Here is a 12,100-nt window from a genome sequence, read left to right as displayed (position 1 = left end):
TCTTTGAAAGTCTTTGCAGATATGGGTAGACCACCTTTGCAGTTGTGAATTGGCTACTAGAGCAGATCTTTGAAAGTCACGTGCGGGGCGTTAGATTGGTGCGCAGGTTGTGAATTGGCTACTAGAGCAGATCTTTGAAAGTCGTTTGGCGTCGATGTCAGCAGCAGCTTTGGTTGTGAATTGGCTACTAGAGCAGATCTTTGAAAGTACATAGCCACTACGCTATTGTGCAGTGCGTGTTGTGAATTGGCTACTAGAGCAGATCTTTGAAAGTCTACCGTGTCGATCCCTGCGCTGCTGTGTGGTTGTGAATTGGCTACTAGAGCAGATCTTTGAAAGTACGGCAGAGCCGAGTATGTCAACGCCACAAGTTGTGAATTGGCTACTAGAGCAGATCTTTGAAAGTATACGTTCGTCGCAGTCGATCCAAAAAACCGTTGTGAATTGGCTACTAGAGCAGATCTTTGAAAGTTGCTCATGAAACGACCAGCGCCCGTGTGTTGTTGTGAATTGGCTACTAGAGCAGATCTTTGAAAGTCGTGCGTTGCGTTCCAGCTTAGCCGTTAGTGTTGTGAATTGGCTACTAGAGCAGATCTTTGAAAGTATACGTTCGTCGCAGTCGATCCAAAAAACCGTTGTGAATTGGCTACTAGAGCAGATCTTTGAAAGTGTGGGGACTGAATTATATTCAAAGATTTTTGTTGTGAATTGGCTACTAGAGCAGATCTTTGAAAGTCCTAACCCATTATCATCCTGCGACTCACGCGTTGTGAATTGGCTACTAGAGCAGATCTTTGAAAGTCGATGTTTAACTTGTCGTCTTCGTCGGTTGTTGTGAATTGGCTACTAGAGCAGATCTTTGAAAGTTCGAAGCTTGGAAGCAGGCAACGAAAAAGGTTGTGAATTGGCTACTAGAGCAGATCTTTGAAAGTTCCATAGTAGTAGCTTATGCATCTTTTTTAGTTGTGAATTGGCTACTAGAGCAGATCTTTGAAAGTTGAATTTGGTCTTTCCGCTACCCAACAAGGTTGTGAATTGGCTACTAGAGCAGATCTTTGAAAGTATGATATGGCAACACATGACTGGGTTTTTTGTTGTGAATTGGCTACTAGAGCAGATCTTTGAAAGTTGATATCGGTGGCACCACTCATCGCACTCGTTGTGAATTGGCTACTAGAGCAGATCTTTGAAAGTACCACCACTGAGTGGGATGCCGTTTGTGGTGTTGTGAATTGGCTACTAGAGCAGATCTTTGAAAGTTTTGCCAGCCGCTTGGTTGCAGCGGTGTAAGTTGTGAATTGGCTACTAGAGCAGATCTTTGAAAGTAAGCGAAGAGGAACAGTTGGTACTTGTGTGTTGTGAATTGGCTACTAGAGCAGATCTTTGAAAGTGGTGTGGTCGGCGCTGCCATCGGTGGCCTTGTTGTGAATTGGCTACTAGAGCAGATCTTTGAAAGTTACGGGCTTATAGAACCGTACTACCAGCTGGTTGTGAATTGGCTACTAGAGCAGATCTTTGAAAGTAGAGTGAGATAACAAGGGCGTCAATAAGGTGTTGTGAATTGGCTACTAGAGCAGATCTTTGAAAGTTGTTGTACGTGCTAGTACTCATGCCCGCACGTTGTGAATTGGCTACTAGAGCAGATCTTTGAAAGTGACACGGCACGCACCAAAGGCACAACTGCGTTGTGAATTGGCTACTAGAGCAGATCTTTGAAAGTATGCACTGCTATATGAAGCAATGGAAAAGGTTGTGAATTGGCTACTAGAGCAGATCTTTGAAAGTTAGCCGCAGCCCTAGCAGCAGCCAGTTCTGTTGTGAATTGGCTACTAGAGCAGATCTTTGAAAGTTTTTCACACACACATAACAGGTACGCATGAGTTGTGAATTGGCTACTAGAGCAGATCTTTGAAAGTCGGCTTGCGTGGGTTTGAGTATCTGCAAAGTTGTGAATTGGCTACTAGAGCAGATCTTTGAAAGTTGCGCAAGGCTTCATACAAGGGCCGCTCTGTTGTGAATTGGCTACTAGAGCAGATCTTTGAAAGTTGCCGAAGTATACAACGAGGATGGCGATGGTTGTGAATTGGCTACTAGAGCAGATCTTTGAAAGTCGTTTGCGGGGCGCAGGGACTTCACGCCGGTTGTGAATTGGCTACTAGAGCAGATCTTTGAAAGTTCTCTCGCGATTTGCTCCGGCGTGGGTGTGGTTGTGAATTGGCTACTAGAGCAGATCTTTGAAAGTAATTAGCCCCGTCCTCAGCGTCGTCCAATGTTGTGAATTGGCTACTAGAGCAGATCTTTGAAAGTTTACCAACGTACATGACAACGGTTGATTTGGTTGTGAATTGGCTACTAGAGCAGATCTTTGAAAGTTGACCGACACTTTTGCCCAACTCGAAAGCCGTTGTGAATTGGCTACTAGAGCAGATCTTTGAAAGTAATCTCTTTGCTTATCATGCATTTGTTGTAGTTGTGAATTGGCTACTAGAGCAGATCTTTGAAAGTCAGCCCGCGCCATATCGCCGGCAAGGATAGTTGTGAATTGGCTACTAGAGCAGATCTTTGAAAGTAAGCCGCATACCGAGCCGCATACCGAGCCGTTGTGAATTGGCTACTAGAGCAGATCTTTGAAAGTCCCTACGCCCTTGTGCTGTGGATCGAATGCGTTGTGAATTGGCTACTAGAGCAGATCTTTGAAAGTTCACTAGCGTGGTCCCTGAGGTACGTGATGGTTGTGAATTGGCTACTAGAGCAGATCTTTGAAAGTGAGCTGCTGGTATATCCGCACCTGTATAAGTTGTGAATTGGCTACTAGAGCAGATCTTTGAAAGTTCATCAGTTGATGCGTAGATACTTGTCCCGGTTGTGAATTGGCTACTAGAGCAGATCTTTGAAAGTCGTCATCGAGCATTACGAAGGCTTCCACGGTTGTGAATTGGCTACTAGAGCAGATCTTTGAAAGTTCGCCGCTGGTGGTGTCAGCCGCTACTGTGGTTGTGAATTGGCTACTAGAGCAGATCTTTGAAAGTCATCTGGACACTAGACACACCGGACGCAATGTTGTGAATTGGCTACTAGAGCAGATCTTTGAAAGTATCGGAGTTTGCATTGCGCACTGTCGACGGTTGTGAATTGGCTACTAGAGCAGATCTTTGAAAGTCCATCGTGTAAGCACACCACTCGGCGAATGTTGTGAATTGGCTACTAGAGCAGATCTTTGAAAGTGTGTGGTCGGCGCTGCCATCGGTGGCCTTGTTGTGAATTGGCTACTAGAGCAGATCTTTGAAAGTTATAGCTGATGGCGTAGACAAGCTAAATAGTTGTGAATTGGCTACTAGAGCAGATCTTTGAAAGTCTTGGGCGGTTGTCACTCCCGAAGTGCAGGGTTGTGAATTGGCTACTAGAGCAGATCTTTGAAAGTTCCCCTTCTTGCTTGTACGACCCGCTTTGCGTTGTGAATTGGCTACTAGAGCAGATCTTTGAAAGTCGGCAAGGATATCGCCAATGCGGATGATTGTTGTGAATTGGCTACTAGAGCAGATCTTTGAAAGTAATTTCGTTAGTAATAGTGTGTTGATTTGCGTTGTGAATTGGCTACTAGAGCAGATCTTTGAAAGTACACGGTTACTAACGCTTTGCCCCGCATTAGTTGTGAATTGGCTACTAGAGCAGATCTTTGAAAGTATGCGCTCTTCCTCAGTAGCGTAAAGAAGTGTTGTGAATTGGCTACTAGAGCAGATCTTTGAAAGTCGAAGCGGGGAGCTATCCCGTTTCGTTTTGTTGTGAATTGGCTACTAGAGCAGATCTTTGAAAGTTCACGCCAGCGGACACGCACCACGCGCCCTGTTGTGAATTGGCTACTAGAGCAGATCTTTGAAAGTTCCGTTCGTCGCAGTCGATCCAAAACACCGTTGTGAATTGGCTACTAGAGCAGATCTTTGAAAGTCCGCGTGGCGCCACACCCCCAACGCCCCGGTTGTGAATTGGCTACTAGAGCAGATCTTTGAAAGTTGGTGGTAAGGGTGATGACACCGTTGGTCTGTTGTGAATTGGCTACTAGAGCAGATCTTTGAAAGTATACCGGCCAGCAAGCCGCCGCCAATGCCCGTTGTGAATTGGCTACTAGAGCAGATCTTTGAAAGTAGAAGCCACTGCACTTGAGTGTCCGTTCGGTTGTGAATTGGCTACTAGAGCAGATCTTTGAAAGTCCTTTTACGATTGGCATATTACCTCCACTTGTTGTGAATTGGCTACTAGAGCAGATCTTTGAAAGTCAGGCGCTTGTCGAAGATGCGCCCGCGCAGTTGTGAATTGGCTACTAGAGCAGATCTTTGAAAGTCCAGCATCGCCACGTTCAGCCCTACCTGCGGTTGTGAATTGGCTACTAGAGCAGATCTTTGAAAGTCTGCCGGATCTATTAGCCTACCGGTCTGGGTTGTGAATTGGCTACTAGAGCAGATCTTTGAAAGTCGGTGGTTATGGTTGTGGCTTCCTCATCGGTTGTGAATTGGCTACTAGAGCAGATCTTTGAAAGTCGTTTATGCTGTCACTGGCAACAAGGAACGTTGTGAATTGGCTACTAGAGCAGATCTTTGAAAGTCTGTCATCGCCGATAGTGTGCCGTACACCGTTGTGAATTGGCTACTAGAGCAGATCTTTGAAAGTCCTTGTGCTGCGCTCATGGCCTTGTTGAACGTTGTGAATTGGCTACTAGAGCAGATCTTTGAAAGTCGTCAATCGTACCTGTTACTTCTGTTGTCGTTGTGAATTGGCTACTAGAGCAGATCTTTGAAAGTCTTAGTATTACAGTGTTTATATTTTTATTGTAGTTACGTAGATTTTGCAGTGTATAAAGAGCCGTAAGAACTTACCTCTTTGTTCTTAAGGCTCTTTTTTTTTTAGAATAGTTCAAGCTGGAGAGGGCCACCGGGATTATCCTGCTTTACAGCGCCCCAGAATGTGCGGACCGATGCCATTTGCTTTTCTGTGATAACCAGGATTGATACCTTACCGGCCTTGGGCATCATGCGCTCCACCCTTTCGATGTGTACTGTGCCGTTTTCGTCAGATGCACAATGCCTGACATAGACGCTAAACTGCCACATCGAGAATCCGTCCTTTAGCAGCCCCTTATGAAAATGCGTGTATGCTTTTCGGGTTGCTGCCGTGGTTACCGGCAAATCAAAAAGCACCATCACCCACACGGCTCTGTACTCACTTATGCGCGTAAAATGGGTAGATCCGGTTCGGTGCTGCTTCCGCCAAGGGTTTGCGCTACCTGGGCACATACAACTTCTACTGAGTTTAACAACGGACGTCGGCCAATACTGTGCTGCACATCGCGAACAAGGAGTTGCAATATCTCTTTCTTGTGAGGGGGCTGAAGCTCTGTGGGTTCAACCAGTGTAGCACAGAATTGCAGAATATGCAAATCGGCAAACGGACGGTACGGTTCCATTACGTCATCAGCCAGTGCAAAGGCATTACTACGGTTGCTGTGATGTATGCCCAGTGCAGGATGTAATCCGGCCCGCACCAGTCCCCTGGCTACCGATGAGCGAAGAACTGCATAGCCGTAATTCAGAAAATTATTCGGATACAGTCCGTCAGGATCCCTGGTAACTCCATACAACTTTAATAGTTGCTGCCAGTACGCCTTTGCTGCAACGGCTTCCCGATTAGTCCGGTCAGCGGTATAAACCATGGTGGCACACCGTGCAACCGTGGCGTGCGGCAGCCCCATGGTTTTTAATACTGCAGCCTGGTTTCTGATTTTGCATCGGACAAGCTGCTGCCACAGGCGCTTCTTTACCGGTGTGGATGCACTAACCTGCATCTGAATGCGCTCGGCATGCAGTGTGTTGCCTTCAAGCGGGAGCGTAATTGCTTCGGGTGCATACCGCTGGTTGCATACTACAACAACGGCACCGCCGGCAGCAAGCCGCGAGAGCGCAGCAGTGGTTACCGTGCACTGCGCTGATTCGAACTCCAGATACCCTACGTCCTCTATCGGCACCGAATTCATCTCGCCGGTTTCACGGTTCTCAATTGTAAGCTGGTTATTCAGAACCGATACATAGCACCGGTTCTGAATAACAACTGAGCGCTTTATCATTCCGGTGTAATGTTTCCCAATATGTCAACGGTAAGTTTTTCAAACTGCATTGCGGAGGGGGTGGGACGTTCATACTGTTTTGTATTTCCGGAAGCATCAGCGTGATGGAATAGAGATACTTCGCCAACTCCGGCACCAGAAAGTTTTTGTACTTTGTAAACATCGATCTTTCCCTTTCTCGTTAACTCAACCAAATCGCCTGCACGCAAACTGATCGCCTGTTCTGCCTCTGATAATGTTAACTTTTGCAAAGGGAGTTTTTTGGCCAAATCCAACCTTGACCTAAGTTCCCACTTATATTTCTGAGAGTCATTCTCTCGATAAAACAACATATGGTCACTACCAAACGGAATAACATAAACCCCATCTTTTCGTAGCTTAACTGCACTCGTCGATGGCACCAGGATCCGTACTCGCTTAATCCTACGGCGTTCGCCGGATGCGAGTTCGTAATACAATGGTGCCGCAAAGGCATCTTCGGGGATAGTATATTTTTTTTGTGAAGTGTTTACACCAAACTCTTCCAAACGCTGTAATACCAGGTTGCGAACAACAGGATTTACAATGCCGTCTATTTCGCCACACGAGAGGCCGGCTGAAAGTGGCTTACGCACAACATACTGTGGTACTCCTGCCGCGTTAAAACGTTGCTCACCGCCATGTGTGCGGGCAAGCCCGTACAGGGTTTCCTGGTGCAACGCCCCCCTGCCCTTCCTGGTTTTCCGATGACTTACAATGATGCTGTCCACACAGTCAAGGGCAAGTTTCCGTAGGCCCGCAATTGGTGCGTCGGGGAGTTTTATTCTGCCGTCGCGGAGTTCTTTTGACTTTTCTTCTGACCGCGCATTCAGTGTTGAGATCTTCTGAATTATGCTCTGATTGGTGAGTGCAATTGTTAATGCGTCAACGGCATGATGTCGGTGGTCATTCCTGTCCTTCCGTCCGCCCTCCAGCACCGGTGCCACAAACGCCCTGCCCAGCGAAGCCAGCTCCGGAAGTACTCCATCCAGCCCCCAGAACCTGCGCAGCATGGCCGTCATTGCTCCTGTAGGTGCTTCTACCCGTTTTGTTACGGTTCGCAGATACTTCGATACTAAGCGAGTGGCAAAACGGGTATCATTGAGTTGTCTGGCAATGAATCCGTTATTGGGGTCATCGGAAAAACGCTCGGCAAATTGTTCGGCCGACATCAGGAGGTTGGCGTGTTTTTTATCAGTTATTTTATGGTTTGCACGTAATATTTTTGCCATCTCCTTGAGTGCTTCAAAATCAAGGACGCCGGCCATGGCCGCTTCCCAGGGTGTTCGGTTCCCTTTTGCCTGGTTTACTTCTCGCAGACAGACAACTTTATTGTTCTTACTATCATCCAGGGTACGGCTGTACGGCAGAATATGGTCAACGTCAACAGTGCCGTTAAACAGCATATTCTTGGCAATTGTTTTACCGGTGTACATACACTTGCCGTCCTGCTCTTCCCATAAGCGCAGTTTCAGAATATCCGATCGACGCGCATCATCAATCTTGAACTCTTTTTCAAGCCGCGTTTTATCGTTAGCGTTCTGGGTCTGGTTTTTCTTGTTTTCCTTCTCAATCTTAGCACGTTGTTTAGCGGGGAGCTTCAGGTCGCGTCCCATTTCAACCCGGATAACATCAGGGTTCCCCCACTTCCGTACAATTGCATTTACAATCCGGCGTGTTTCGGCAAACGAACGCTGTACCATTGAGTTCCTGGCATCCTCGGGGAGCAGTGCCGGCACCCTGTCGGTAATCTGAAAGTCAAGTGCTTCGTCATGAAAGTTGTATCCTGCATGTACAACGGCCTCGTTGTACAGATCACCTTCTTCAAGAAACGGCAGAATTTTGCGGACTGCGCGCAGACTCACGCTTCCATAGCCGTCTTCCAGTTTGATGGCAGCAAACGCCCTGGCTTTTGTTTCATCAACGCCAAGCTTTTTCTGCGCCCAATCAATTACCCAGTCCAAATCCTCGGCATACTGCAGTACGTTCCACAGTTCATGTACCTGCTCCCTTGGCAATCCATCAATGTATGTTCTGCCAAGAGCATTGCGCATGTCGGCAATCGTCCGCTCCAGGTCAACTGACGTCACACTTGCAGTAGCAGGAATCTTGCTCTTCCATCCAAGGGCTTTCTTGATATCCCCCTGGGTTTCGAGTTTTAGTTTCCGATCCCTGCCTTTTGCTGCTGCAGCTTCTGCAATAAGTTTAAGATTATAAATTTCTTCAGGAAGCAAATCGGTATCGTCGCCCGATACTCTATCGGTCGTATTTACGCGCAAGGCATTCACCTGCTGCAGGAACCTGAAGCGCTGGTACTCCGGGTGACTTTTGTGAACACGCTTTTTACCGGGTTCAAACCTGCATTTCCCCACTAAGTGTCGTACAGATTTCAATGGTCGCTGATGGAACACACTGCCAAGAATCTGTTCCTGCAGTTCCGGAGTAAGAACCTTTGGGTAATACCTGGCTTGCAGTGCCAAAATCAGATCCAACTCAATCCGGTAATGATCACGGAGCGTGAATCTGTTGCGCCGGCGCACCGTATGCGGATCAAGGCTGTACAGATACTCACCCATCGTCCTGTACCCGTGTTTTACATCCGGCAACTTCTTAACTATCGATGCTTTCTCCGCCAGGTAATCTTTGTACTTCCGAAGCTTCGGGTTCAGCGATTCATCAATTGCCATGATACCCGGTTTCAAACCGTCCTTTGTTCCGTCAATAATCACACCACTGGTTTCTTCCTCGCTACTGGACTTCCGGTTACTCTGAAACCCTCGTCTTGAATTGATATGATCGATAATTTTACCAATCTCATACAGCTCCAGTTTTTCGGTAAGAGACCGGCTACGCAGTTCATACGGATCGGAAGTATTCAACCGATCCAACTCCTCCTCCGTTAACGGTAACAGCGCATTTTTAACCATGATGCTCCGTACCACCTTCGCACGCCGTCTGCGTCGGTCATACTGTTTCCTAAGCTGACGTTTCATTCTGCGCGCTACGTTCTTACTCTCCTCGCGCTCGCTATTCTTGTTTTCTACCGCATCAGGGAATATCCTGACGCCCATTGCTGTAATAGACTGGTTCTCGATATCCACTAATGCCCACCCTACTGAATTCGAGCCGATGTCTAACCCCAGTACCGTACTCATTGTTTAGCCCCTTTAAAAAAAACTTGACAAATAAATTGTACCGTTGTAAGTTTGAAACGCTTTCAAAGATCTGCTCTGGTCCTTATTCACAATAAGGAAACAGAGTTTCCGCTGGCTAAAAGCCTTTACCTCACTTCTGGTGAGGTTTTTTTTTGCCCTCACTGTCCCGGCTCATAAAGTTACATTGTATTGGTTTGTATTCCAAGCTCCACTCCAAGCACCCGACTGCACCTGCGTCCCACTATCAGTACATTTTTCAAACTAAACAGTTATTGCGACGTATGGTGTCGCCCGCTTTCATACATTCGTGTATGGCAGAATCACAACAGGTGCAAAGGGTAGTACGGATTCTAACGGCACTCAGTTCGGGTAGGAAGCTAACCACTGCCGAGCTGGCCGAACGGGTGGCCGAGAGTAATGAGGGTAAATGCGTGTCCAGACGCCAGATTCAGCGCGATCTGCGGGCAATCGAGGCGGCAGGTGTGCCGTTATGCTGTCAGCAGGAGGGCAGAACAAACCGATGGTGGGTGCCGGCAACATACAGAACTCTCACGCCGCTAACGGTTAGCACGAATGAAATTTTGTCACTCCACGTGCTGAAGGGGTTTCTGCAACAGTTCAGGGGTACACAGGTTGAACAGGATGTTGTTTCGCTGGCACAGCGCCTGGAAGGTCTGGCCCCGGGGACGGTGCTGCTGGATTCCGATCTGCTGCAGGTGGTAACACCGGGACAGGTAACCGAGGAAGTTCCGGCACATATCTTAAACATGGTTATCAGCAGTATATTGGAGCAATCGTGGACGCGCGTTACGTACCGGGCACTCCATGATGATAACGAGAGGTCGTACGTGGTTGCATTGTGCAGGCTAATCTCACATGCTGGCCGACTCTACGTGGCCGCCTGGCATCCTAAATATCGCAACTATATGAATCTGGCTGCCGACCGGATTATTGCCATCGAAGAGGATCCGGACTGCACACTACCACTCCATCAGTTTAACGAAGAACTGTATCGCAACTCACACTTTGGCGTCCACTCCGGTCCAATCCATGCCGTAACTATTCGCGTTAACAATACCTTCGCCGATTTCTTCACATCCCGGACCTGGCACCCTTCACAACACTTTACGCACACTGCCGATGGTGCCCTACTACTTAATCTTACCGCACCGGTAAATCCGGAGCTGGCAGCTTGGATTGCGTCGTGGCGCGGCAAGCTTGAGCCCCTTTCCCCTCCCGAACTTGTTGCCATGGTGAATGCCGGACCGGCGAACGGCTAAGCTTTTGTAAGTTTGCCCACCGGTACCGTTCATCGTTACAACAGGGAAGCGGGTGTAATTCCCGCACGGTCGCGCCGCCGTGATGGTGTACAAGTTGGTTCACGCTGTTTCAGCAGCCACTGAGCGCTTTCTGCTGTGGCAGGGGGCTTGGGAAGGCGAACCAATGCGGATGATGCCAGAGTCGGAATACCTGACGGTACCTTTATTATTCACCAGCGGCGATGCCGCGCTGCCGGCGCTGAACCGGTGGTTTCCGAAAGGGTATGCCATGCGCATTGGTGTGTGGTTGTTGGTTTCTTTATTTTCTGCAGGTGCCTGCCTGGCACAAATTACAATTCACACGCAACCTACGGTTGCTGCAATTATCCCGGATACGTTCAGGGTTCACGTGTTTACTAAACATGTTGACTTTGATTTTAACGATGTGCAGGATGAGGGCGATCTCCCGGGACAGTGGCTGATTCTGGACCGGTTTACACTGGATACCGTGTCGTCTGTTAACTTTCCATGGGCATCGGGTGGCGTTGTTGGGGGATCCAGGGTTGCGGTTGACTTTAATACGGGGCTGTTGTTCGCAGGTATCGGCGACTCGGTGTACACCTATGCGCTGAATACTCAACAGCGGTCTGCTACGGCTATCTATGCACCGAATGTGTCGGCTCTTACCTACGATGAACGGACTCCGTATCTGTACATCACTACTCGCCCAACATATACCGAGCCGGGTACGCTTATCATCGTCAACCTTGAAACATTGGAACGTACGGAAATTGAAGTAGGCGTTAATCCGATTCAGGTAATGGTACGCCAGGAGCAGCCGGGCGTTTTTTCGGCAGCAGTACTGTGCGAGGGATTGTATGGTAAGGCGGACGGCGGGATAACGTGGGTTAGCGCAACAGGAGCCACAACCAATACACTGCTGGGCGATACTCCGGCATACATGGTCGCACTTGGCGACGATCTGCTGGTAAGTATGAACGGTGCACATTCAATACTTCAAGTTGACGGAACAACGCACACTCTTGTTCCCGATGCAGAGATTGCTACTCCAACCTCAGGCTACGATGGACCCCGGGAAATGGCAATTGGAGAAAACCTGTTGTTTGTGACGACCTATAAGGGTACACTACTGGTGTATTCAATGCCGGATGGATCGTTTGTTAAGGAAGTTGATCTTCCGGCAAAGGCCGATCCGGTTGCCATTTTCGATAACAAGGTATGGGTTGGCTTAACACTCGATAAGGTAACCTACGAGCCACGCGGTAACGTTGTGGTGTTTACCATTCCGGAGGTAACGTCGGTTGCCGAAGGCGCTGGATTACCAGTAGCAGGCAGCATTGCTACCAGTGCGGCAACGGTACGTCTGCCGTTCATCGGCAATGCACCGGTAGAAGTCTTTGGTATTCATGGCACACAACTGCCGGTTTCAATGATAGATGAATCATCACATACCATCCGCATTTCGGATCTGCCCGCGGGCACCTATGTGGTGCTCAGCGGCGAACAGGTTGTTGTACTACTCAAGTACTAAA

The 12,100-nt window shown here is 48.3% G+C and carries 5 protein-coding genes, 1 CRISPR repeat array and 1 riboswitch (1 of these 7 cut by a window edge); of the genes, 2 read left to right on the top strand and 3 right to left on the bottom strand.

Translation table 11 applies throughout. The features are described 5' to 3' along the window. Positions 1-4,795: a CRISPR direct-repeat array (repeat unit 35 nt; unit sequence GTTGTGAATTGGCTACTAGAGCAGATCTTTGAAAG) (it extends 5,645 nt beyond the left edge of the window). A 103-nt stretch (positions 4,796-4,898) separates the two neighbouring features. Genes cas2 through cas9 form a run of 3 tightly spaced genes read right to left on the bottom strand, consistent with a single transcriptional unit; the run spans position 4,899 to position 9,288 of the window. Continuing rightward, a complete protein-coding gene (cas2, locus tag HRU79_07965; protein ID QOJ26586.1) occupies positions 4,899-5,288 on the bottom strand; it encodes a CRISPR-associated endonuclease Cas2 in 390 nt (129 codons plus the stop codon). Then, on the bottom strand, positions 5,219-6,115 hold the full coding sequence (gene cas1 / locus HRU79_07960) for a type II CRISPR-associated endonuclease Cas1 (GenBank protein QOJ26585.1): 897 nt from the start codon (positions 6,113-6,115) through the stop codon (positions 5,219-5,221). The genes cas2 and cas1 overlap by 70 nt, the downstream gene beginning before the upstream one ends. Beyond that, a complete protein-coding gene (cas9, locus tag HRU79_07955; protein ID QOJ26584.1) occupies positions 6,112-9,288 on the bottom strand; it encodes a type II CRISPR RNA-guided endonuclease Cas9 in 3,177 nt (1,058 codons plus the stop codon). The genes cas1 and cas9 overlap by 4 nt, the downstream gene beginning before the upstream one ends. A gap of 311 nt (positions 9,289-9,599) precedes the next feature. Here cas9 and HRU79_07950 point away from each other — a divergent pair, with 311 nt between their 5' ends. Continuing rightward, positions 9,600-10,568: a WYL domain-containing transcriptional regulator gene (locus tag HRU79_07950; GenBank protein QOJ26583.1), complete on the top strand. Its 969-nt coding sequence runs from the start codon at positions 9,600-9,602 to the stop codon at positions 10,566-10,568. Between the two features lie 3 nt (positions 10,569-10,571). Further along, positions 10,572-10,781: riboswitch (cobalamin riboswitch) on the top strand. Beyond that, entirely contained in the window at positions 10,738-12,099 is a 1,362-nt protein-coding gene (locus HRU79_07945; GenBank protein ID QOJ26582.1) for a hypothetical protein, read from the top strand. Its footprint overlaps the riboswitch before it by 44 nt. Position 12,100 lies beyond the last annotated feature (1 nt).

It is taken from the genome of Ignavibacteria bacterium, assembly GCA_015709655.1.
In the GTDB taxonomy this organism is placed as follows: Bacteria; Bacteroidota; Ignavibacteria; order Kapaibacteriales; family Kapaibacteriaceae; genus OLB6.
This window is presented reverse-complemented; position numbering and strand designations above follow the sequence as displayed.